The following is a 22,901-nucleotide window of genomic DNA, read 5'->3' as shown; positions in this document are numbered from 1 at the left end:
ACCGCAGAATGGCACAGGGAGGTGAGTCCAGATGAAAAAGCTCAAGATCCGTTGGCAGCCATCCGCTTACCCTGAGGACAAAAAAAAGAGCCGCATCATGCAGCTCTTGCCTGGGGATGCTCTTTCACATTGGGGGCTTAGGAAAGCCCCAGGATCTCCCCATTCGCATCGATATCGATCTGATGGTAAGCGGCATTCTCCCCCAGTCCCGGCATGGTCATCACGGCGCCGCACAGTACATAGATAAAACCTGCGCCGGCATTGACCTTCACCGAGTTGATCGGCACCACAAAACCCTGGGGGGCTCCCTTGAGGCTTGGGTCATGGCTGATAGAAGCCGGGGTCTTGGCCATGCAGATCGGCAGTTTTCCAAAGCCTCCCGCTTCCAGCTGCTCAATCTCCTGGCGCGCCTGGTTGGAGAGGTGAATTCCCTTACCACCATAGCCACACTCAACCAGACTCAGCAGTTTCTGAGTAATGGTCATACTCTCTTCATACAGAAGCTGAGGCTTGGCCTGAGGCAGCTCACAGGCTTTTTGTACCGCCTGCGCCAGCTCGAGGGCCCCGCATCCACCGTGGGCAAACGCCTGGCTTTCACAGGCGGCAAAAGCGCCCTGTGATTTCGCCCAGCTCTTCAGCCACTCTAGTTCCTCTTCGGTATCTTCGGCAAAACGGTTGATGGCAACCACCACCGGCTGGCCGTAGCGCAGGCCATTTTGGATATGCCAACCCAGGTTTTCTGCGCCCTCTTCCAGTCCCTCCTGATCTGGCAGGGCCAGCTCTTTGGCACTAGGAGCCTTTTGTGTCTGCTGATATTTATGGGCGTGGGATTTAAGGCCGCGTAGGGTGGCAACCACCACCACGCAGGAGGGGGCGATCCCGGATTGACGGTACTTAATGTTGAAGTACTTCTCCATCCCCATGTCGGAGCCAAAGCCGCCCTCGGTCACCACATAATCGGCAAGCTTGATCCCAATCTCATCGGCGATGACAGAAGAGTTGCCGTGAGCGATGTTGGCAAAGGGGCCGGTGTGGACCAGAACCGGGCTGTTTTCCGTGGTCTGCAGCAGGTTGGGCTTGAGTGCATCCTTGAGGGTCACTGCCATCGCGCCTGCGACTTTGAGCATCTCACAGGTGATGGGTTTGCCCTGCAGATCATAGGCGACTATGGTCCGGCCCAGGCGCTGACGCATATCCTGGAGATCCTTAGAGAGTGCTAAAATTGCCATCAGCTCAGAGGCTGCGGTGATATAAAAGCTATCGCTGCGCTCGACCCCATCTTTATCGCCACCCTGGCCGACCGTGATGTGGCGCAGGGCGCGGTCATTGTGATCCACAACCCGTGGCCAGACGATCCGCTTGGGATCTATATTCAGCCGGGGTTGGCCGGTCTTTTTCTGGTATTCATCGCCTAAACGCTCTTCGTGGAACAGCCGGGCGTCCAACGCTGCCGCGGCCAGGTTATGGGCGGCACTCACGGCATGGATATCACCGGTCAGATGCAGGTTCATCTCCTCCATCGGCACCACCTGGGAGTAGCCACCTCCGGCTGCGCCACCCTTGAGGCCAAACACCGGGCCCATGCTGGGCTGGCGAATACAGGCGAGGGCCTTATGGGTTTTATTGAGAGCTTGGGAGAGACCTATGGTAGTAACTGTTTTGCCTTCACCCAGTGGGGTGGGAGTGATGGCGGTGACCAGGATGAGTTTGCCGTTGGGGCGGGTTTTGAGGCGAGAGAGCAGGGGAGTGGAGTCGAGTTTGGCCTTATGGTGACCGTGGGGTTCGTATTCCTGCTCCGACAAGCCTAACCGTTTTGCGATGTAACTGATGGGCCTTAGCTTTGTTTGGCGTGATATTTCCAGATCGCTTATCATGTTGTACGTCTATCCAATGATGGGGGATTCAAGGATGGTGCGGAGTCTAGTCGATTTTGAGACAAATTTAAATGCCCGGGGTCAAGGTGATGAATAATACCCTGGATAGAAGAGAGTTATCTGTGTCTCTTCCTGAGCTACTGGAGACCTCTCATCGCAAACTTTTCTCCCTGGAGGGGATCATTCAAAAGGTCTCGCCGATCTTTGGTATGGGGTGGCGCTGGTTAGTCTGTGAGGATCTGCAGAAGGATTTTGAGCAGCAAGCCGCAGCCCTGCTTTCCGTAAAGCTCGCCGATCATAAGAATTTGCAGATCCTGATCCGTCTTGCGGCCGAGTTTTCTCTCGAAACCCTGAGTGTTGAACTTGGATATGTACCCGATGAAAATTTACGGGAGCATTTGGCAGATAAGATCGGTTGTTATCGGTTACAATGGTGTGATTCGAGTCTGGTTGTGACCCGGACACCCAACAAAAAATAGAGATAGAGTTTCTGAGCTGACAGCTGTGGTCGTCATTCGAAGAAAAATCATCATTGATTTTCCAAATTATGCCCTCATATAGTCGTTCAAAGCCTGAAGCTGAGCTATTCAAAGAGGATGTCTATGAATTCAGAGCGTTTTGAAGAACGCAACGAGCTTCCTGTTCTTCCCTTGCGGGATGTGGTGGTTTATCCGCACATGGTGATCCCACTGTTTGTGGGACGCGAGAAATCGATCCGCTGCCTTGAAGTGGCGATGGAGCAGGACAAGAAGGTATTACTGATCGCCCAGCGCGATGCTTCCGTAGATGAACCGACCGGAGATGATCTCTACCAGGTCGGCTCTCTGGCCAATATTTTACAGCTTCTCAAGCTTCCCGATGGCACGGTCAAGGTGCTGGTAGAGGGGGTTCAGCGGGCAGAGCTCAAGAGCCTGCAGGGTGATGAGGAGTATTTCACCGCCGAGATCGAGCTGATGCCGACCCAGGAGCTGCAGGATGCTGAGCAGGATGTACTGATCCGCTCGGCGATCAGCCAGTTCGAAGGCTATATCAAGCTTAATAAGAAGATCCCACCCGAGGTGCTCACCTCCATCTCTGCCATCGATGATGCGGCGCGCCTGGCCGATACCATGGCGGCACACATGCCACTGAAACTCGATGAGAAGCAGCAGGTGCTGGAGATCACCGATGTTGCCGAGCGTCTTGAGTACCTGATGGCGCGTATGGAATCTGAGATCGACATTCTGCAGGTTGAGAAACGGATCCGCTCGCGGGTTAAAAAGCAGATGGAGAAGAGCCAGCGCGAGTATTATCTCAATGAGCAGATGAAGGCGATTCAAAAAGAGCTGGGTGATCTGGAAGATACCCCGGATGAATTTGAGCAGCTGCAAAATAAGATCAATGAGTCGGGGATGACTCAGGAGGCGCGGGAGAAGACCGAGGCTGAGCTACATAAGCTCAAGATGATGTCTCCGATGTCTGCTGAGGCGACCGTGGTTCGCGGTTATATCGACTGGATGATCCAGGTGCCCTGGAAGAAGCGCACCAAGGTGAAAAAGGCGATCGATAAGGCCAAAGAGATCCTGGATGCCGACCACTTCGGACTGGAAGAGGTCAAGGAGCGGATCCTCGAATACCTGGCGGTTCAAAGCCGGGTCAACAAGCTCAAGGGGCCAATTCTCTGCCTGGTAGGGCCTCCCGGAGTGGGTAAAACCTCCCTGGGTCAGTCCATTGCCCGTGCCACCGGCCGTAAATATGTACGGATGGCCTTGGGCGGGGTGCGAGATGAGGCGGAGATCCGTGGTCATCGCCGCACCTACATCGGCTCGATGCCGGGTAAGCTGATCCAGAAGATGGCCAAGGTCGGGGTGCGTAACCCGCTGTTCCTGCTCGATGAGATCGATAAGATGTCATCGGATATGCGTGGCGATCCCGCCTCAGCCCTGCTGGAGGTGCTGGATCCGGAGCAGAACAACAGCTTTAACGATCATTACATGGAGGTGGATTACGATCTCTCGGATGTGATGTTTGTTGCAACCTCCAACTCGATGAATATTCCGGCGCCGCTGCTGGATCGGATGGAGGTGATCCGTCTGTCCGGTTATACGGAAGATGAGAAGCTCAATATCGCCAAGCAGCACCTGATTGAGAAGCAGAAGAAGCGTAATGGTCTCAAGAAGAGTGAGTGTGTCATCCAGGATGATGCGCTGATCGATATCATCCGCTACTACACCCGTGAAGCCGGGGTACGTGGCCTGGAGCGCTCCATCTCCAAGATCTGTCGCAAGGCGGTCAAAGATATCCTGCTGGATAAGAGTCTCAAGGCGGTGACAGTCACGGCCGAGAACCTCAAAGATTATATGGGCGTTCGTCGGTACGACTTTGGTAAGGCCGAGGAAGAGAACCAGATCGGTCAGGTGACCGGGCTGGCCTGGACCGAGGTGGGCGGCGATCTGCTGACCATAGAGACGACCAAGGTACCGGGCAAGGGTAAGCTCACCTATACCGGCTCTTTGGGGGATGTGATGCAGGAGTCGATCCAGGCGGCGATGACAGTGGTTCGGGAGCGTGCCGAGCGCTTTAATATTCCTGCGGATTTCTATGAGAAACAGGATATTCATGTTCACGTACCTGAGGGTGCAACGCCGAAAGACGGTCCGAGTGCGGGGATTGCCATGTGCACCGCTTTGGTTTCCTCTTTGACCGGAATTGCGGTACGCTCAGATGTAGCCATGACGGGGGAGATCACTCTGCGTGGCGAGGTGTTGCCGATCGGCGGTCTCAAAGAGAAGTTGCTGGCGGCACATCGTGGTGGGATCAAACGCGTGTTGATCCCTCACGAGAACGAGCGGAACCTGGAAGATATTCCAGATAATGTTAAACAGGATCTTGACATTCGTTGCGTTCGCCGCATCGATGAGGTTCTGAAGCTGGCGCTGGTTGAAAATCCGGCAGAATCGACAGGGAATGCTTGATAGAGTGCAAAAATCACCGGTTAGATAGGGTTTCAGGGCTTGTCACAAAGACGAATCGGCAGTAGCCTTACTAACCGGACCTAGCCGATGCCGATCGGCAATTGTTGATTGGCTGTTGTATTGGTTAGTTTTGCTTAGTTATTAGCTTGAAACAGGCTCTTGAGTCTGTTGCTGTTCAAGTTCTTGTCCCGGCCAGGGAGAGATAAGTTTCCGGTGGCAATAGTTAGTCAAGAGGGGAAGAAAACGTGAATAAATCACAGTTGATCGATCGAATCGCTGAAGGCGCTGATATTTCTAAGGCTTCGGCCAACCGCGCTCTGGATTCATTTGTTGAAGCCATTACTGAAGCGATGAAGCAGGATGACCAGGTTGCTCTGGTTGGCTTCGGTACTTTCAGCGTTCGTGAGCGTTCTGCTCGCAGTGGCCGTAACCCACAAACGGGTGAGACCATCCAGATCGCTGCAGCCAAAGTGCCTGCGTTCAAAGCTGGTAAAGCGCTGAAAGACGCTGTCAATTAATCGGAACCTGGCTACTCGTGCATCAGTGGAGCAACATCTCATTCTTGATGCACCGAGTGATTAGATTCCCGACCGTAGAACGAGGCGCATCGACTGGATGCGCTTTTTTATTGGTCGCCATCTCACATCACAAGAGTCTGAATTAACATGTTGGAGAAGTTAAGCGAAGGCACGAACAGCATCTTTGTTAAGATCATCCTGTCTTTGATCATTATCTCATTTGCTTTGGCTGGTGTTGGCAGCTACATGAATCGCCCTGCGGATACGGATGCAGCCAAGGTCAATGGGGATACGATTTCATCTCAGGCCCTGGAGCGTGCCTATCAGAATGAGCGCTCTAACTTGCAACAGCAGATGGGCAGTGAATTTTCTAAACTGGCGGGCAACCCTCAATACCTCAAGCAGCTGCGTGAGAACGTGCTGCAGAACATGATCAATGAGACCCTGCTCAACCAAACCGTTTCCGATATGGGGTTGCGTGTCAGTGATGCACAGGTAAAAGCGCTGATCCGCTCTATGCCTGCTTTTCAAAAAGATGGTCAGTTCGATAACGAACGCTACCGTTTACTGCTGGCCCGCAGTAATCAAACGCCCGATCAGTTTGCCGCGAGCATGATTCATGATCTGTCTCGCCAGCAGTTCATCAATGGCATGGTGCAGGATGACTTTGTACTGCCCGATGAAGCCAAATCTCTGGAGACCCTGCTGCGCCAGACTCGGGATATCCGCTACCTGATGATCCCGCATAAACCTTTCCTCAAAGAGGTGAAGCTGACCGATGCGGATGTCAAAGCCTACTATGATGCCAATCATCAGCGCTTCATGCGTCCCGAAGAGGTGAAGGTCAATTACCTGCTGCTTAATGCAAAGGATCTGGCGAGCACCATCAAGGTGGCCACTACCGATGCCAAGCAGTACTATGAGCAGCACAAGAGCCAATATGTACGCCCTGAGAAGATCCATGTCGCGCATATTCTGGTGAAGTTCGGCAAAGATCCGAAGGCAGCCGAGCAAAAGGCCGAGACGATCCTAAAAGAGCTCAAGCAGGGCGCCGATTTTGCAACCCTGGCCAAAAAAGACTCTCAGGATATCTTCTCAGCTAAGAAGGGCGGCGATCTGAGCTGGTTTGGTAAGGGCGTGATGGATCCGGCCTTTGAGAAGGCGGCCTTTGCTCTGAATAAGCCAGGGGAGCTCTCCGGGGTTGTGAAGAGTCAGTTTGGCTATCACATCATCAAGCTGTTGGGCGTTCGTCCTAAGCAGACTCTGCCATTTGCTGAGGTCAAAGCAGACGTAGAGCAGACCCTGAAGCTCAACAAGGCAAAAGACAAGTTCTATGATACCCAGCAAAAGCTTGCGGATCTGACCTTTGAGAACCCGGACTCACTGGATTATGCCGCAGAGCAGGTTGGCCTTAAGGTTCAGAAGACGGGCTATTTCAGCCGTGGTGATGCACCGGCACCCCTGAACAGTGATAAGGCGCTCAAGGCGGCTTTCTCCGAGTCACTGCGTCAGGATAATACCAACTCAGATGCACTGCAGATCTCCGACGATCAGGTACTGGTCCTGCATATCGTTGGCTACAAAGAGCAGGCGGTGAAACCTTACTCTGAAGTAAAGGATCTGGCGAAGAGCCAGCTAACCGATCAGAAGGCGGCGGCCAAAGCGACCGAAGTTGCAAATCAGCTGCTGGTGAAGTTGCAATCTGGTAAGTCGATTGCAGCTGAGTTGAAACAGCATGGCTGGGAGCTCAAGACCGCGAACAATGTTGCGCGCTTTGATAACAAGCTACCTGCCAATCTGGTGCAGACCCTGTTTACCATGCCTCATCCAAGCGATAAGCATCGCTCCATCCAGGTGATTTCGCTGCCCGGAGGTGATGAAGCCCTGGTTGAGCTGCTGAAGGTGACTCCGGGTAAGAATGAGCCTCAGCTTGCGGCCGTGATGACTCAGCAGATTCTTAAGATGCGTCAGGGAGCCGATTATCAGGCGCTGATCAAGACCTTGCGTAAGAACGCCGAGATCAGCTATCCGGATAAAGCTGCCTCAGACTCTGAGTCGTCGCAGTGATCCGCTTGCCTGCTTGCTCTGAGCCAGAGTGAGCATGCCTTAAAAATGGTCAGCTTCCTGTCGGAGTTGACCATTTTCTCTTTTCGCAACATTCGCTATTATAACTAAGCAGGCCGCTAAGTTTTTCGGGTGCATAAAGCTGTTTTAGTTCATGTGGAGATTATCGTTTTGATTCGTGTATTACTGGTTGATGATCATGAACTGGTCCGGACCGGGATCCGTCGTATCCTGGAAGATGTTCGCGGCATGGAAGTTGCCGGTGAGGTGGATAGTGGAGAAAAGGCGGTCCAGTGGTGCCGGGAAAATCCTGCCGATGTGGTGATGATGGATATGAATATGCCGGGGATCGGTGGACTGGAAGCAACACGTAAGATTTTACGTTTCAACCCGGACATCAAGATCATCGTCCTGACCGTGCATACCGAGAATCCATTTCCCACCCGAATGATGCAGGCGGGAGCCGCCGGTTACCTGACCAAGGGCGCCGCCCCCCGTGAGATGATCCAGGCGATTCGTCAGGTCCATAGTGGTCAACGCTTTATCTCACCTGTGGTGGCCCAGCAGATGGCACTCAGCCAGTTTGACGCGCCTCAGGATAACCCCTTCAAGAGTCTCTCGGAGCGCGAGCTGCAGATCATGCTGATGATCACCAAGGGACAGAAGGTCACCGAGATTTCTGAGCAGCTAAACCTCAGCCCAAAAACCGTCAACAGCTACCGCTATCGGCTGTTCAATAAACTGAATATTGGTGGCGATGTGGAGCTGACTCACCTGGCGATCCGCTATGGAATGTTAAGTACCGATGGCCTGTGAGCCTTTCAGTTGAATCGGAAACTCCACACGCGTGTTTGATCCCAAGACATTTCTAAGCACTGTCACTCATCAAAGTGGCGTTTATCGCATGTATGATGAGCGTGGTGAGGCGATCTATGTCGGCAAGGCAAAAGATCTAAAAAAGCGCCTGGCCTCCTATTTTCGGGAGCGGGTCGACCGGGGCAAGACTCAGGTTCTGGTCTCAAAGATAGCCTCCATCGATGTCACAGTGACTCACACCGAAGCCGAAGCGCTGGTGCTAGAGCAGAATTACATCAAGCGTTACCAGCCCAGATATAACATTCTGCTGCGTGATGATAAATCCTACCCCTTCATCGTTCTCAGTGCCCATCAATATCCCAGGATCAGCCTGTATCGCGGGCCACGTAAAGGCAAACACCAGTACTTTGGTCCATATCCCAATGGGGGCGCTGCCCGCGACAGCATGCAGCTTCTGCAGAAGCTGTTTAAGCTACGCCCCTGTCCGGATTCGGTTTTTTCTCACCGCTCTAGGCCCTGTCTCAGCTATCAGCTGGGGCGCTGCAGCGCACCTTGTGTCGACAAGATAACCGAGCAGGAGTACCAGCAGCAGCTTGAGATGGCGCGGGTGTTTCTTAAGGGGCGCAGTCAGGAGTTGATCGGCCTGCTGGTGGAGAAGATGGAGCAGGCCAGTCAGGCCCTGCAGTTTGAACAGGCCGCTCAATATCGCGATCAGATCCAGATGCTTCGCCAGCTCCAACAACAGCAGAGCGTTGAAGGCTATGGAGAGGAAGCTCTGGATGTGATCGGGGTTGCAAGCTCCCAGGGGCTCGCCTGTGTTCACCTGCTGTTCATTCGTGAACAGAAAGTGCTGGGAAGTCGCAGCTACTTTCCCAAGATCCCAGCCGATACCGATCATGGGGAGCTGTTACGCGCCTTCATTCTGCAGTTTTATCTGGAGCAGGGGGACAAGCGCCAGCTGCCAAGGCGGGTGCTACTCTCTGAGTCGGCGGATGAGATGACACTGTTGGCTGAGTCTTTGAGTGCTCAGGCGGGGCATCCGGTACGGCTGCAGCTCGCCAGAGGTCCTCATAAGTCTTCGCTGACTAAGCTGGCGGTCACCAATGCCAGCAGTGCCCTGGCGACACGGCTTTCGAGCCGGGCGACCCTGAATGAGCGCTATCGCCAACTGGAGCAGTTACTCCAGTTGAAGCTGCCGGTTTCGAGGATGGAGTGTTTTGATATCTCCCACACCATGGGGGAGAAGACGGTGGGATCCTGTGTGGTGTTTGATCGTAACGGTCCGCAGAACTCTCAATATCGGCGCTTTAATATCGAGGGGATCACGCCGGGAGACGATTATGCAGCGATGCGCCAGGTCCTTCAGCGCCGCTACCTCAAGGGCACAAAAGATCAGTGTCTGCCGGATATCATCTGGATCGATGGTGGCAAGGGGCAGCTCAGCAGTGCCGAAGAGGTGCTGAGTCCCTGGTTAGACTCCCTGGCTGAACCCAGGCCTCTGCTTATCGGGATCGCCAAGGGAGAGGGGCGCAAGCCCGGACTGGAAACCCTGATCCTCGGGGGGAGTTACCAGAAGATAAATCTGGATTCGGATCACCCGGCCCTGCACCTCATACAGCAGATCCGCGATGAGGCCCACCGATTTGCGATTGGTGGGCACAGGCAGCGACGCGGCAAGGCTCGAACCTCGAGTGCTCTGCAGCAGATCCCCGGGGTGGGGGCTAAACGGCGCCAGGCATTGTTGAAGTATCTTGGGGGGATCCAGGAGGTGATGGCAGCAAGCGTGGAAGATTTAACCAAAGTCCCTGGGATCAGCGCGGCAATGGCAGAAAAAATCTTTCATGCATTGCATCATTAGCAGCCATCATGCACCATAGGCGCAAGGCCTACAGCAGTTGAGCAGCTCCATGAATACAATACCCAATATTCTGACCTTTTTTCGGCTTTGTCTGATCCCGGTTTTTATTATTCTGTTTTTCCTTCCGATGCAATCGGCCTATTTTTGGGCGGCTCTGATCTTTGTGATTGCTGCCTGGACGGATTGGTTTGATGGCTTCCTGGCGCGTAAGCTGGGGCAGATGACCCCGTTTGGAGCCTTTCTTGATCCGGTGGCGGACAAGGTGATGGTGGCCTCGGCCCTGGTGTTGATCGTGGATCATTACCACTCCGCGCTGGTGACGATTCCGGCTCTGTTTATGATTGGCCGGGAGATCCTGATCTCTGCACTGCGCGAGTGGATGGCTGAGCTGGGCAAGCGCTCCAATGTGGCCGTCGGCTCCCTGGGCAAGTGGAAGACCATGATCCAGATGCTGGCACTGGTGGGGCTTATCTGGCAACAGAGCATCTGGATGGTCTGGGCCGGCTATCTGCTGCTCTATGTTGCCGTGGTACTGACGCTTTGGTCGATGTTCCAATATCTAGCTGCGGCCTGGGGAGATCTGCGCGCTCAGACCTGAATTTAGTCACACTGATTTTTTAGGGGAGCCTTTGTGCTCCCTTTTTCATGCCTGTTCACAATCCTCGCCCCAAACTTTGAACTCAGTCACGCCCTGAGATTTTTTATTTTTTCGGGTTAAGTTTTAGCGGGGTGGGTCGCTATAGAGACATAGTATTTAGCGAGGAGGCTGGCATGAGATATCTTCAACAGAGGGTTGCCCTGATGGCGGCCGGGCTTCGTTATCATAAGTGGGTGTTTAAGGTCGTGGCAGCCTGGTTGCTGGTCCAGATCCTTATCCTGGTTCTCATCCAGCTTGGGATCCGCATGATGATATGAACAGAAGTAATTGCGGGAAGATATTAGCCTCTTCGTCAGAGTCAGCATAGTGTCCCTGAGAACCTGCTATTGCCTTGTCTGTTACCTTGAATAAACCAAATCTTTGAGTGACTCATGCTCCATGGATAGTCAGGGGCGAGTTTGGGGATCATGGTTTTCGGGAAAGGTGGGAGTGAGGCTGCCAATGTTCGCCATTAGCAGCCCGGATGCAGGCTGAACCCTAATTACGCGTCCTGTTGTTTACGATACTGACGCAGGGCAACCAGCAGGCAGACGATACCGATCAGGTGGGGGATGAGGGTGATTTCATGGGAGCCGATATAGTTAATCATTTTATAACCTCTAAATGACTGAAAAAATAAAAGAGAAGCTGTAAAGCTTATGAATAAGGCGCTACCTGTATAGGTAGAGTCAACAGATCTTGCACAGCTCCCCTCTGAGGAGTTTTGTGGCAAGAGGCCAGGTGTTAACCAGCAACAGCGCAGATGATAGGGTGGCTTCCCTGTATTGTAAAACGTTTAATTAATGATCAATTCGAAGGTTGACCCGACCGATACGAATTGTTACCTCTCTGTTGATTCAGTGTTAGACTACATTGCAGATCTGGCCTTGAATGGATCTATCTCAGGAGATGACGTTTGATTTCAGGATGCTTGTTTCTTGGGCTTGAGCTCAACCCGGTTGCCATCCATGTCCCGGATATACAGGGATAAGCCAAAGCCGCTGGCCCCGTAACGCTCGGCAATCTCTTCACAAACGATGCCCTGGCTCTGTAGCTTAACTTTTAGAGCCTTGAGATCGCAGGGGGCGATCTCAAGGCAGAAGTGATCCAGATTATGAGTCGCGGGATGGGACGCCTGATGAGAGGGGATCTGCTGGATATCGATGAGAGAGGCGCCGGCACGCAGCTGGATGAGATTGGCTTCCGCAAGCTCTCTTTCGAGGGTGCAACCAAGTTTATTACAGTAGAACTCACTCAGCTGTTGTGCATTGTTACTGCGCAGGACCAGATGATCCAATCCGTGAAGGGTTAACATGGGCTTTCCCCTGTGCTGCTCTGTGTTAAGTGTATGGCCAGGCCAAAATTCGTCAATGCGGTGACTCAAAGCCTGATTTAAAAGTAGCCAACCACAGGGTTGAGCGGCATTTCGTTACGATCCAGGGCAAGCTTTTCGCCCCTGTTTCTGCTAGAATTCGCGCGAATTCAAATCAACCGAAGGCATTCAATGACTTGGATTGACTACCTTATCCTGGCTGTGATCGGGCTCTCCGCTCTGATCAGCCTGTTTCGTGGATTTGTCAGAGAGGCTCTCTCTCTGGTGATCTGGTTTGCGGCTTTCTTTATCGCAAGCCATTTTTACGCCCCGCTCGCTACCTACCTAACCGCATTTGATGACCCCCTGGTCCGTAAAGCCCTCGCCATTGCTATCTTGTTTGTCGCAACTCTGATCATCGGGGCTGTGATCAACTATATCATAGGGCAGTTGGTCTCCAAGACGGGTCTGACCGGAACCGATCGAATATTGGGATTGGTATTTGGTGCAATACGCGGCGTATTGATTGTGAGTGCACTGCTATTTTTTATGGATGCATTTACCACTGTGGATCAGACCAGCTGGTGGAACAGCTCGCTGTTGATCCCCAGATTTGGTTTTATCATCCACTGGTTTTTTGAGTTTATTCAAAATTCGTCGAGCTTCCTTCACCGGGCTTAACAGGACAGTTATAGAGGTCGTTTAGGATATGTGTGGAATAGTAGGAATTGTAGGTTCAACCCCTGTCAACCAGGGCCTGTATGATGCATTGACTGTACTGCAACATCGCGGGCAGGATGCGGCGGGCATTGTCACTGTTGCCGATGATATGTTTCGCCAGCGCAAGGCCAACGGGCTGGTACGGGATGTTTTTGAGGCCAAGCATATGTGCCGCCTCAAGGGAAATCTCGGGATCGGTCATGTGCGTTATCCCACCGCGGGAAGTTCCAGTGCGGCAGAAGCCCAGCCATTTTATGTCAACTCCCCCTACGGGATTGCCTTGGCTCACAACGGTAATCTGACCAATGCCCGCGAGCTCAAGCTGGAGATCATGGGTAACGGCAAGCGACATATCAATACCTCCTCTGATTCAGAGATCCTGCTCAATGTGCTGGCCCATGAACTGGACAAGCAGGATAAGAGCGAGCTGAACGCTAAGGATCTGTTCACTGCGGTGCGCAGCATTCACCAGAAGGTGCGTGGTGCCTACTCTGTGGCTGCTCTTATCATAGGTCATGGTTTACTGGCATTCAGAGATCCGAATGGTATTCGTCCCCTGATCCTGGGTCAACGGACCAACGACGCCGGCGGTCAGGATTACATGGTTGCCTCGGAGAGTGTGGCTCTGGATGTAAACGGTTTCGAAAGGGTACGCGATCTGGCTCCTGGTGAAGCTATTTATATTCATCATACCGGCCGGATGTTCTCCGAGCAGTGTGCTGAGAAACCCCAGTACTGTCCCTGTATCTTTGAGTATGTTTACTTCTCCAGACCCGATAGTTACCTGGACCGGATCTCTGTCTATGGTGCCCGGGTGCATATGGGTGAGAAGCTCGGAGCTAAGATCGCTCGCGAATGGGATGATTTGAATATCGATGTGGTGATCCCGATTCCGGAAACCTCCTGTGATATAGCGCTGCGTATCGCACAGCAGCTTGAGCTTCCCTATCGCCAGGGGTTTGTGAAAAACCGCTATATCGGCCGTACCTTTATTATGCCCGGGCAGCAGATCCGCAAAAAATCGGTGCGCCAGAAGCTCAATGCCATCGGCTCTGAATTTGCCGGGAAAAATGTTCTGCTGGTGGATGATTCCATCGTGCGGGGGACCACCTCACAGCAGATTGTCCAGATGGCTAGAGATGCAGGAGCCAACAAGGTTTACTTTGCCTCGGCGGCGCCGGAGATCCGTTTCCCCAATGTATATGGCATCGATATGCCAACCTCTAACGAGCTCATTGCCTATGGTCGTGAGGTCGATGAGATCTGTCGCCTGATTGGCGCCGATGGCCTGATCTTCCAGGACTTAAGCGATCTTGAAGAGGCGGTACGTGAGGAGAACCCGGATATCCGCACCTTCGAAACCTCGGTGTTTACCGGACGTTATGTGACCGAAGATGTGGATAACGCCTATCTGGAGTATCTCAACGAGCTGCGCCATGATGACGCCAAGGCTCTGGAGGGCTGGCGTGAAGAGAAAACCATGCTGGATCTCTATAACGAAGGCACCTGATTGGACGGGCCGGATCTCCGGCCCTTGTTGAGAATGGCACAGATGACACAATCGGAGCAGGATCCCAAATCGCTCGAAAAGTCTAAGGAGCTCCTTGAGGCCAGGACCTCGGTCGCCTGGAGTGAGCAGATGGCACCCCGGCTATCCCAATGGGTGATGGAGCTGGCAAGCTGGGAGCAGGACAGTGCCCGGCGACTTCAGGGGATCGGGTTTGGTTACTGGCAATACCCACAGCTGCTATCACTGGAGCAGCTGGCGGAGCAGGCTCAGCGTCGTTATGAGCGGTTAATTGGCCTGATGCTTGAGCTCAAGATTGACTACCAGGCCCTTGAGGCCTCTTGCTATCAAGTTGAACTGTTGGCGGCGCAGCGGCTTGAGGAGCCTTCGAGGCTCATCGATCTTCTGCTGATCGCGGGTTTGCTGGAGAGCCGCTGTTGTGAGCGGCTGCAGAGCTTGCTCTGTTACTGCGAGCCTGCAATCACCCGGTTGATGAGTGAGCTGTTAGAGCGCAAGCAGGAGCTTGCTTCGCGTTACCTTGAGCTTGCTCGGGAGCTCGCAGGAGATGAGTGGCAGCCGCGATTGAGTGAGCTTGCGCGCCATGAGGCGAAACTGCTTGAGACTCAGATGAGCGAACGACTCTGCTAACTATCCAGCAGCCTGCGATTCCCCTTTTAAAGGAGTCCGATCCGGACTCCTTTTCTATTTGCCCTATTTCTCCCCCCGCTAGGTCCCATGCTGGTTTAATTTTGGACAGCTTCTGTCGCGTTTAGTTACTTTGTGTAACCCCAGGTAACCTAGTGTGTTTGTCTTTTCAATAAAACTGAAGTTTTACGAAACCACTTTAAAAACAGTTACTCATCACATCAATGAGCTGTTTTCTCTACGAATTGCTCCTGACTGCCACTTTTGGAAGTAAGCCCACACCCCTTGGGTGGCTGTTGCAATAGGTTGGTCAATTATTCACCATGGACGAGTGGGTGGACACCATTCTAATAAGGAGATTAGATATGCTAAATCCTAAGCCCTCTGCTCTGGCGATTCTTGCCGGTGGCCTGTTCTCTGGTGCTGCGTTTGCCGAGCTTCCCGGAAAGCCCTCTATCGCCTGGGGGGAAACCAATTTCTCTATCATTGAGGTCGATCAATCTGCAAGTGCCTATGAGCAGCTGGTCACAGTGAAGCAGGCCGCCGATGTTACCGTGAGCTGGAATCTATGGTCCGGCAACATCGGCAAAACCGTCAAGGTGCTACTCGATGGTGATGAGATGTGGTCAGGGCCTGCATCAGCCTCTGGCTCTGCCACCTTTGAGGTGAGTAAGGGGGGACGCTATCAGATGCAAGTCGCCCTGTGCAACGAGGAGGGCTGTACCCTCAGCGATCCCAAAGAGATCCTGATCGCGGATACAGATGGTAGTCACCTGGCACCGCTCAATGTGCCACTGCGGGAAAATAATAAACCCTATACCAACACCTCGGGCAAGGTGGTGGGGGCTTACTATGTGGAGTGGGGGGTCTACGGACGAAAATTTGAGGTCAATAAGATCCCGGCGCAAAATCTAACCCACATCCTGTATGGGTTTATTCCCATCTGTGGCGGCGATGGGATCAACGACAGCCTCAAGTCGATTAGTGGTAGTTTTGAGGCCCTGCAGCGCTCCTGCGCCGGACGCGAGGATTTTAAGGTCTCCATCCATGATCCCTGGGCTGCTCTGCAGATGCCTCAGGGAGATCTCAAAGACTGGGACGAGCCCTACAAGGGAAACTTCGGCAATCTGATGGCGCTCAAGAAGGCTTACCCTGATCTTAAGATTTTACCCTCCATCGGTGGTTGGACCCTCTCCGATCCCTTCTTCTTTATGGGAGATAAGAGTAAGCGCGATCGTTTTGTGGCCTCTGTTAAAGAGTTTCTTAAGACCTGGAAGTTTTTCGATGGGGTGGATATCGATTGGGAGTACCCGGGAGGTAAGGGGGCGAATACGAGCCTGGGAAGTGGTACGGATGGTCAGACTTACTTGCTGTTGATGCAGGATCTGCGCACCATGCTCAATGAGCTGGGGGATGAGACCGGACGTTACTATGAGTTGACATCGGCGGTCGGTGCCGGGGATGATAAGATTGCCAAAGTCAATTATCAGGCGGTCCAGTCCCATATGGATCACATCTTCGTGATGAGCTATGACTTCAACGGGGCCTGGAGCAATACCGAGCTGGGGCATCAGACGGCGATCTATGCTCCCAACTGGGATCCCAGCACCAGCTACACCACGGACAATGGGATCCGGGCGCTGCTGGCTCAGGGGGTGAATCCATCCAAGCTGGTGGTCGGGGCTGCCATGTATGGACGGGGCTGGACCGGAGTTCATGGTTACAGCAATGACAACCCCTTTACCGGAACCGCAACCGGGCCGGTCAAGGGGACCTGGGAAAATGGGGTGGTGGATTATCGGCAGATCGTCAATGAGTATATGGGCAGTGGCTGGGAGTATCGTTATGATACGGTTGCCGAGGCCCCCTATGTGTTTAACCCCTCAACCGGGGACCTTATCACCTTTGATGATCCCCCCTCGGTGAAAGCCAAGGGGCAATATGTGCTCAATCTTCAGCTGGGAGGCCTGTTTGCCTGGGAGATCGATGCCGACAATGGGGATATCCTCAATGCGATGCATGAGGGCCTTGGCCATGGTGGGGATACACCTCCTGAAAATCAGCCACCGATTGCCAATGCCGGAGCCGATCAGAGTGTGACCGGGCCGGTAGATTTGGTGTTGGATGGCTCTTCCTCCCGGGATCCGGAGCAGGGGGCCCTGACCTATCGGTGGCAGCAGCTCTCCGGTCCTGAAGTCGAACTGCGCGATGCCGAACAGGCCCGGGCGAAGGTCACTCTGGGAGCAACCACAGTAGAGCAGAGTTATCAGTTTGAGCTAACGGTGACCGATGATCACCAGCTGGTAGCAAAAGATCTGGTGACTATTATCAATCAGGCGCCTGAGCCCAATCGGGCACCACAAGTTTCTCTGACAGAGAGCTTGAGTGTGAAATCAGGTGAGCAGCTCAATATCACAGCCCAGGCTAGTGATCCAGATGATGATCCGCTTAGCTATCAGTGGACCCTTCCCGCAGGTTGGAGTGCCGATGATCTTACTGGTGCAACCCTGGTTGCTACCGCGCCACAGCTCTCAGAAGACACTGAATTTACCTTGAGTGTGCGGGTCTCGGACGGTGCGTTAGATGCCCTGGCATCGACCCGGGTACTGGTAACCGCGGCTGGCTCAGGTGAGCAATGTGCGACCACAGATCCCGGGGCGGGAGCTGAGTCTCCCTGGAGCTCAGCCACCATCTATAACACGGGAGATAGGGTGAGTCACGACGGACTGGTGTGGCAGGCCAAGTGGTGGACCCAGAATAACCAACCCTCTCGCACCAGTGGTCCATGGGAGCTGGTGAGTGAGGTTGAGCTTGGCTGGGCGTCGGCAGTGGTCTATAACGGTGGTGATGAAGTGAATCACGATGGAGCGCGTTGGCGAGCCAAATGGTGGACTCAGGGTAATGAGCCAGGGGTTCATGAGGTTTGGGTGAATATCGGGGAGGCGACTTGCCCCTAAGTTGGTGTAGAGGGCTTTAAGCTGTGAGAGATACCCCATCAGGAGTGATTCTGGTGGGGTACTTTTTGATGGGGAAGAACCTCTAAGGGATTGAAGCGCACTGTAGGTATGAGCAACCGAACAAGTGAAGCTTTCAGATACCTTCATTGGTGATAAATAGGGCAGATTTACATATATGTAGATGCTAAGGATAGGGGTTTAGTTATGCTTACTATGTTAGTGGCACACGGCCTATTTCTCTGAAGATTTAAGCATTCCGGATTCTTTATCAATCTTTCCGGATGAAAATAATATTGCTATAGCAGCATCAACTCTATTTTTTATCTCATCATAATTATTTGAACTTTTTGATAGAGCGAATGTTTGATTTACATAGTTTATTTCTTTGAAGTAGACCTGATCACTATCGGATAAAAACATATCCATCTTTGCTTTATTAGCATATAGGAATGGTGAGCGATGTTTAAGTAACATATTTACTGCTGATTCAATCGTTTTAGGTTTATAGATCGTGAGTTTTCCTTCAGTCTCTGCCTGCCACACGCCCGGCAGTACCGCTAAGCTCCAGCCCAAAACCGCGATGATACTCTTTCCATAAAACCCTTTAGTATCTATGGGTATTTGGCTCTCGGGTAGGGTGGAGTAGATGCCTATCTTTGCGGGCATATTAAACTGTGTAAAATAAGCACGATTTCTCAGTATCTTTTTTTGTACCGGGCTGTTGACTACAGAGCCGAAGTGAATCGTTCCATAGATTAAGCCATTTTCTAATCTCTTCTTTGGAAGTGGATGAAAGCTACAATTTAGAGTTGCATGTTCACAGATAGCCTTAAAAGAGTCGACCATAGGGCCATGAGCCGTTTTCGATGTTGAATCATAATAATAGATAGGAAATCCATCCGTCACACCGACATTAACATCAATAGGGGTTAGCTTTGCATTAACATAACTTGTTACGATTAATAAAAACAAGATGTTATATTTCATATGCTTCCCTAATCCTTGTTACTCATGCCCGGGTGAACTAAGGACCCAGTAGCTATTTTTCCTCATCGTTAAGTCTAGACCGCTCAGCAAAACCTATCATGCGCCCTGCATCTCTACCCTATGAATCAGGGCGTACCTCTTGAGGAATACCCGTCGGAGCTATCGGCGTATTGGCTTGTCGTATCGAGATATCCTGGGAGGATCGTCATGTTCAGAGTTAGAAGCAGTGCTTGCAGTGCTTGTGAGGGGTTTAATTGGGTGGGGTCTCAGTTCTGAGTATCCTGAATTTGTTTCGCTGCTTGCCACGGGAGCAGGCGTTGGCGTTTATTTTCGACAAAATGGGCAATAGAGAAGCGTTTTGTGTGGAATTTGGCCGAACGATCAAGGAATTACAAAAAGGGAGTTGACTCTCACCCCCAGAAAGATAGAATGCATCTCGCACTCGGGACAGAACAACATCTGAAACGAAATGCAAAGCGGGAATAGCTCAGTTGGTAGAGCACAACCTTGCCAAGGTTGGGGTCGCGAGTTCGAGTCTCGTTTCCCGCTCCAATATGAAGGCGCGTTGGCAGAGTGGCTATGCAGCGGATTGCAAATCCGTGGACCTCGGTTCGACTCCGGGACGCGCCTCCAGTTTGCCCGGATGGTGGAATTGGTAGACACAAGGGATTTAAAATCCCTCGCTGGTTACAGCGTGACGGTTCAAGTCCGTCTCCGGGCACCATCATTCAAGCCAAATGGCTTATCAAACCACGCTCGACGTGGTTTTTTGCTATCTGGCGTTCGGTAATTCATCTGCGATAAGCCGCTCAGCCCATGACTGCATGCTCAGCACTGCCGATTAAATGCTTCATCCAAACAGGTCAGGCACTTAACGTTGAGCTAGACAACGACTTGCCAGCGCTCATGACACCCATCACCTTAGGAGTTTTCCATGACTGAAGCAGTCACCATGCATATCGGCAATCACTCTGCGCTGAATAACGATGAATGGAATACCCCGGCTCAATATATTGAGGCTGCCAGGAAGGTGATGGGCTCAATTGATGTTGATCCGGCGAGTAATCCGGTAGCACAGCTCTCGGTGCGCGCCAAACGCTTTTATAGCCGAGAGAACTCAGGGCTGGCTGCTGAGGCAAACTGGCGAGGAAACCTGTGGATGAACCCGCCCTATAGCCGGGGGCTTCTCGGTGATTTCTGTAGCCGCTTACTAGCAGAGCTAGAGGCTGGCAGGGTCAAACAAGCGATCGTCCTGGTGAACTCGGGAACCGAAACCAAGCCTTACCAGGCGATGCTGTCTAAAGCCTCAGCCCTGTGTTTCCCCAGTAAGCGGATCCGCTTTATCCGGCCAACCGGGGAGGTGGGCGGAAACCCCAACAAGGGACAAACCTTCTTCTATTTTGGGGATAATCCCCAAGGCTTCTCTGAGATGTTTAGCCAGTTTGGTTATGTGTGGGGTTAGGGGCGCTAACGTTATTATCTATACCACTTATCTGAGTATTGCGATTTTCAGCTAAGCTGCATTAATGCCGGGGTGCCGGCAGCACATTACTTTTGTATCGCCAAAAGTAATCAAAAACTCGCTCCGTACTGTGAGTCCCTCCACAGAACTACGCAGCTCGACGGTTACCATCCCTGATAACCCTCCCAGCTCGGTATCCCTACCTCGCGTTTCATTGCTCTGGGAGCAATTACACCCTGTCTCGGAAAAAGAGCATTGAACAGTTCGCCTTCACAGCTGCTCAGAGGCTGGATAATTGTTCCGAAGACATCCACTGCGCAGTCACCCCTAAATAGTGTGACTCTGAGCGACGCAACCCCATTACCTGATCAAGCTATTTAAGCTATGTGGTACAAGGGGCCTCTTAGGCGACAGCGGTTTTCAGCCAGCTCTGAAGCTCCATCAGCTCACCCAGGCGGTTTGGATAGCGCTTGGTAATTTGTGCGACGGTTGCTGTGATCTCCTGCGCCCGGTAGGCCTGGCCAGACAAGGCATCCGCAAATGCCTCAAGCGGCTCAGGATTGAGGCTGTCACTGAAGACCCGGGCTTTCTCTATCTGCGCCTGTTTGACATCCAGGTGTAGCTCGACGTTGCCCCAGCTAAAGCGTTCATCCAGGGTATACATGAACTCAGGGGTTTTTCCAAAATTCCACTCCCATTGACTCTGCCTGGCAAAGGTCTCTTCAAACTTGGGGAGCTCGGGCATCTTGTCGACCGTGATCAGTTCAGGCTTTACGCGTTCACCATAGAAGTTAAAAAACGCCTCCATGATCGCATCACAGACGCTTTGATGATCGAGCTCAGGCTTAAGATCACAAAGGTTAGTGACCCGGGAGCGCACCGAGGTGATCCCCTTGGCCTGCAGCTTCTTTGGATCCGGGGTAAGGTAGTTGCCAAGGCGGGATAGATTGGCGTTCAGCAGCAGGGTACCGTGATGAAAGCCTCTATCCAGGGTTTCGCGGTAGGCGGATCCCGAAAATTTACGCTCCCCGAGGCTGTCCTCAACCACCAGATCATTACGGCCGGTGGCCTTGCCCTGGATCCCAAGCTGCTCCAGGGCACTAAGGATGATCCGGGTTGAGACCGATTTATCGTATTCGGGCTTGCCGGTCATGAAGGTAAAGTTGCTGTTTCCCAGATCCTGAAAGACGGCTCCCCCGCCACTTTGCCGGCGAGCCAGGGTGATCCCATCTTGCTGCATCTTGCGGGTATTGCACTCCCGCCAGGGGTTTTGAGCTCGCCCGATCACAACAGTGTCAGCGTTACGCCACAGGAAAAGCACCCGTTGAGCCGTCGACATGGAGCGAAATATACACTCTTCAACGGCCAGGTTAAACCAGGGGTTGGTTGAGGTGGAAACGAAAACTCTCAGACTGGCCATGAACGGTATACCTGACTACTGTGATAGGGTATTAAGGAGCGCCCAATGTACTCGATTCTTTTTTCAGGGTAAAGAGGATCTTCGCTGCCCGAGTGGTTCCTAATAGTCATGACTCGCTATGGTGGATGTGCAGCTGAACTTGGATTGGGGCTGTTTGAGTCATAATGACTCAGATATAATCCTGCATCCATTCTTAATCCATCACTGCGGTGTCGATTGCATGAAAAGACCTTACCCCTTCTTTAGTCAAAACCCCCTGGACCGCTTGGACAAGGTCCGGTCTGATCCGGAGCAGATCCGGACCCTGAGTCAACTGGATAGCTCCCGGTTCCTGCTTTTGAATGGGGCTTGTGTGATGGTCGACGATTCAAGTGGCTCTTGTCTCTTTTCTGCGGCTATCATCCGGCAGGCCCAGATTACTGAAGATGAGCTGATCCTGCTCGGCGCCTACCAGGGAGTAAATTATTTTGCGGCAAGTAGTAGGGGGGCTCCTCAGGCACAGATAAGCCCAATGCCAATTCGCGAGTTTGCCCATACTCCTCAGGCTTCAGAATATCTTTTGGGGATTGTGGCCCAGGCAGCAAGTGCGCTGAACTGGCACAGGGATAATCCCTGTTGTTCTCGTTGTGGTGCGAAAACCCGGGTGACCCATGGGGGCTGGCGCCGGGACTGCAGTGAATGTGACAGCAAACACTTTCCCAGAGTCGATCCGGTAGTCATCATGCTGGTGACCCAGGGAGATCACTGCTTATTGGGACGTGGGGTACATTTTCCTGAAAATCATTACTCCTGCCTGGCGGGGTTTGTTGAACCCGGAGAAACCCTCGAAGATGCAGCCCTGCGAGAGCTCTATGAAGAGGCCGGAATCGAGGGGGAGGAGGTTAATTATCTCTTTTCTCAGCCCTGGCCTTTTCCTTGTGCACTGATGGCGGGAATGCGCCTTGAAGCCAAAACACGAGCCCTGGCTCTGGATTCTGATGAGCTGGCCGATGCGATCTGGGTGGATAAACAGACGGTCAAAGCGGTTCTCACCGAAGGAGCCGATAGCTCTTTTACCTTGCCCAGACGAGATGCCATCGCCCGAGATCTGCTGGAGCTGTGGGTTTCTGAGTAGCTTTGGGCAAAGTGAAGCCATTGCGGGGGTTAGAATTCCGACTAAAGCTCAACTAA

At 52.6% G+C, this 22,901-nt stretch carries 18 protein-coding genes and 3 tRNA genes; 17 read left to right on the top strand and 4 right to left on the bottom strand.

Annotation, left to right across the window (positions count from 1 at the left end; genetic code table 11):
* Nucleotides 1-137: 137 nt before the first annotated feature.
* Nucleotides 138-1,874, bottom strand: coding sequence for a formate--tetrahydrofolate ligase (locus DB847_RS14230; protein ID WP_108651297.1), 1,737 nt, complete (start codon nucleotides 1,872-1,874; stop codon nucleotides 138-140).
* A gap of 89 nt (nucleotides 1,875-1,963) precedes the next feature.
* Between DB847_RS14230 and DB847_RS14225 the strand changes: the two genes are divergently transcribed.
* The 8 genes from DB847_RS14225 (at nucleotide 1,964) to DB847_RS24440 (ending at nucleotide 10,999) form a co-directional block, all read left to right on the top strand.
* On the top strand, nucleotides 1,964-2,353 hold the full coding sequence (locus DB847_RS14225) for a hypothetical protein (protein WP_159084638.1): 390 nt from the start codon (nucleotides 1,964-1,966) through the stop codon (nucleotides 2,351-2,353).
* 123 nt (nucleotides 2,354-2,476) lie between these two features.
* Nucleotides 2,477-4,828: an endopeptidase La gene (gene lon / locus DB847_RS14220; RefSeq protein ID WP_108651295.1), complete on the top strand. Its 2,352-nt coding sequence runs from the start codon at nucleotides 2,477-2,479 to the stop codon at nucleotides 4,826-4,828.
* A 245-nt stretch (nucleotides 4,829-5,073) separates the two neighbouring features.
* Nucleotides 5,074-5,346 (top strand): HU family DNA-binding protein, encoded by a 273-nt coding sequence (locus DB847_RS14215; protein WP_108651294.1) that lies wholly within the window; start codon nucleotides 5,074-5,076, stop codon nucleotides 5,344-5,346.
* A gap of 147 nt (nucleotides 5,347-5,493) precedes the next feature.
* On the top strand, nucleotides 5,494-7,413 hold the full coding sequence (gene ppiD, locus DB847_RS14210) for a peptidylprolyl isomerase (RefSeq protein ID WP_108651293.1): 1,920 nt from the start codon (nucleotides 5,494-5,496) through the stop codon (nucleotides 7,411-7,413).
* A gap of 168 nt (nucleotides 7,414-7,581) precedes the next feature.
* Complete coding sequence (gene uvrY / locus DB847_RS14205; protein WP_108652982.1) at nucleotides 7,582-8,226, top strand: UvrY/SirA/GacA family response regulator transcription factor; 645 nt, start codon at nucleotides 7,582-7,584, stop codon at nucleotides 8,224-8,226.
* A 13-nt stretch (nucleotides 8,227-8,239) separates the two neighbouring features.
* Nucleotides 8,240-10,084 carry an excinuclease ABC subunit UvrC gene (uvrC, locus tag DB847_RS14200; protein WP_108651292.1) on the top strand — a complete coding sequence of 615 codons (1,845 nt, stop codon included), beginning with the start codon at nucleotides 8,240-8,242 and terminating at the stop codon, nucleotides 10,082-10,084.
* A gap of 49 nt (nucleotides 10,085-10,133) precedes the next feature.
* On the top strand, nucleotides 10,134-10,682 hold the full coding sequence (pgsA, locus tag DB847_RS14195; RefSeq protein WP_108651291.1) for a CDP-diacylglycerol--glycerol-3-phosphate 3-phosphatidyltransferase: 549 nt from the start codon (nucleotides 10,134-10,136) through the stop codon (nucleotides 10,680-10,682).
* A 173-nt stretch (nucleotides 10,683-10,855) separates the two neighbouring features.
* On the top strand, nucleotides 10,856-10,999 hold the full coding sequence (locus DB847_RS24440; RefSeq protein WP_159084637.1) for a hypothetical protein: 144 nt from the start codon (nucleotides 10,856-10,858) through the stop codon (nucleotides 10,997-10,999).
* A gap of 644 nt (nucleotides 11,000-11,643) precedes the next feature.
* On the opposite strand, the gene DB847_RS14190 is transcribed toward DB847_RS24440, so the two are convergent.
* Nucleotides 11,644-12,036: a VOC family protein gene (locus DB847_RS14190; protein WP_108651290.1), complete on the bottom strand. Its 393-nt coding sequence runs from the start codon at nucleotides 12,034-12,036 to the stop codon at nucleotides 11,644-11,646.
* Between the two features lie 189 nt (nucleotides 12,037-12,225).
* Between DB847_RS14190 and DB847_RS14185 the strand changes: the two genes are divergently transcribed.
* The 4 genes from DB847_RS14185 to DB847_RS14170 all read left to right on the top strand — a co-directional run bounded on the left by DB847_RS14185 (nucleotide 12,226) and on the right by DB847_RS14170 (nucleotide 17,862).
* A complete protein-coding gene (locus DB847_RS14185) occupies nucleotides 12,226-12,714 on the top strand; it encodes a CvpA family protein (RefSeq protein WP_108651289.1) in 489 nt (162 codons plus the stop codon).
* Nucleotides 12,715-12,742: 28 nt separating this feature from the next.
* Complete coding sequence (purF, locus tag DB847_RS14180) at nucleotides 12,743-14,263, top strand: amidophosphoribosyltransferase (RefSeq protein ID WP_108651288.1); 1,521 nt, start codon at nucleotides 12,743-12,745, stop codon at nucleotides 14,261-14,263.
* A gap of 42 nt (nucleotides 14,264-14,305) precedes the next feature.
* Nucleotides 14,306-14,908 carry a tRNA isopentenyl-2-thiomethyl-A-37 hydroxylase MiaE gene (miaE, locus tag DB847_RS14175; protein ID WP_159084636.1) on the top strand — a complete coding sequence of 201 codons (603 nt, stop codon included), beginning with the start codon at nucleotides 14,306-14,308 and terminating at the stop codon, nucleotides 14,906-14,908.
* 362 nt (nucleotides 14,909-15,270) lie between these two features.
* Nucleotides 15,271-17,862 carry a glycosyl hydrolase family 18 protein gene (locus DB847_RS14170; RefSeq protein ID WP_108651286.1) on the top strand — a complete coding sequence of 864 codons (2,592 nt, stop codon included), beginning with the start codon at nucleotides 15,271-15,273 and terminating at the stop codon, nucleotides 17,860-17,862.
* A gap of 231 nt (nucleotides 17,863-18,093) precedes the next feature.
* On the opposite strand, the gene DB847_RS14165 is transcribed toward DB847_RS14170, so the two are convergent.
* Nucleotides 18,094-18,849, bottom strand: coding sequence for an ABC transporter substrate-binding protein (locus DB847_RS14165; protein ID WP_108651285.1), 756 nt, complete (start codon nucleotides 18,847-18,849; stop codon nucleotides 18,094-18,096).
* A 476-nt stretch (nucleotides 18,850-19,325) separates the two neighbouring features.
* On the opposite strand from DB847_RS14165, the gene DB847_RS14160 reads away from it, so the two are divergent.
* The 4 genes from DB847_RS14160 (at nucleotide 19,326) to DB847_RS14145 (ending at nucleotide 20,311) form a co-directional block, all read left to right on the top strand.
* A tRNA-Gly gene (locus tag DB847_RS14160) sits at nucleotides 19,326-19,401 on the top strand.
* 7 nt (nucleotides 19,402-19,408) lie between these two features.
* Nucleotides 19,409-19,482: transfer RNA gene (locus DB847_RS14155), tRNA-Cys, on the top strand.
* A 4-nt stretch (nucleotides 19,483-19,486) separates the two neighbouring features.
* Nucleotides 19,487-19,573, top strand: a tRNA-Leu gene (locus tag DB847_RS14150).
* Between the two features lie 210 nt (nucleotides 19,574-19,783).
* Entirely contained in the window at nucleotides 19,784-20,311 is a 528-nt protein-coding gene (locus DB847_RS14145) for a DNA N-6-adenine-methyltransferase (RefSeq protein WP_108651284.1), read from the top strand.
* A gap of 403 nt (nucleotides 20,312-20,714) precedes the next feature.
* On the opposite strand, the gene DB847_RS14140 is transcribed toward DB847_RS14145, so the two are convergent.
* Nucleotides 20,715-21,731 carry a lipoate--protein ligase gene (locus DB847_RS14140; protein ID WP_108651283.1) on the bottom strand — a complete coding sequence of 339 codons (1,017 nt, stop codon included), beginning with the start codon at nucleotides 21,729-21,731 and terminating at the stop codon, nucleotides 20,715-20,717.
* 220 nt (nucleotides 21,732-21,951) lie between these two features.
* On the opposite strand from DB847_RS14140, the gene nudC reads away from it, so the two are divergent.
* A complete protein-coding gene (gene nudC / locus DB847_RS14135; RefSeq protein WP_159084635.1) occupies nucleotides 21,952-22,845 on the top strand; it encodes an NAD(+) diphosphatase in 894 nt (297 codons plus the stop codon).
* The last annotated feature ends 56 nt before the right edge of the window (nucleotides 22,846-22,901 follow it).

Origin of the sequence: Dongshaea marina (genome assembly GCF_003072645.1) — a bacterium.
In the GTDB taxonomy this organism is placed as follows: domain Bacteria; phylum Pseudomonadota; class Gammaproteobacteria; order Enterobacterales; family Aeromonadaceae; genus Dongshaea; species Dongshaea marina.
The sequence above is the reverse complement of the archived record's forward strand: the minus strand, read 5'-3'. Positions and strand labels throughout refer to the sequence as shown.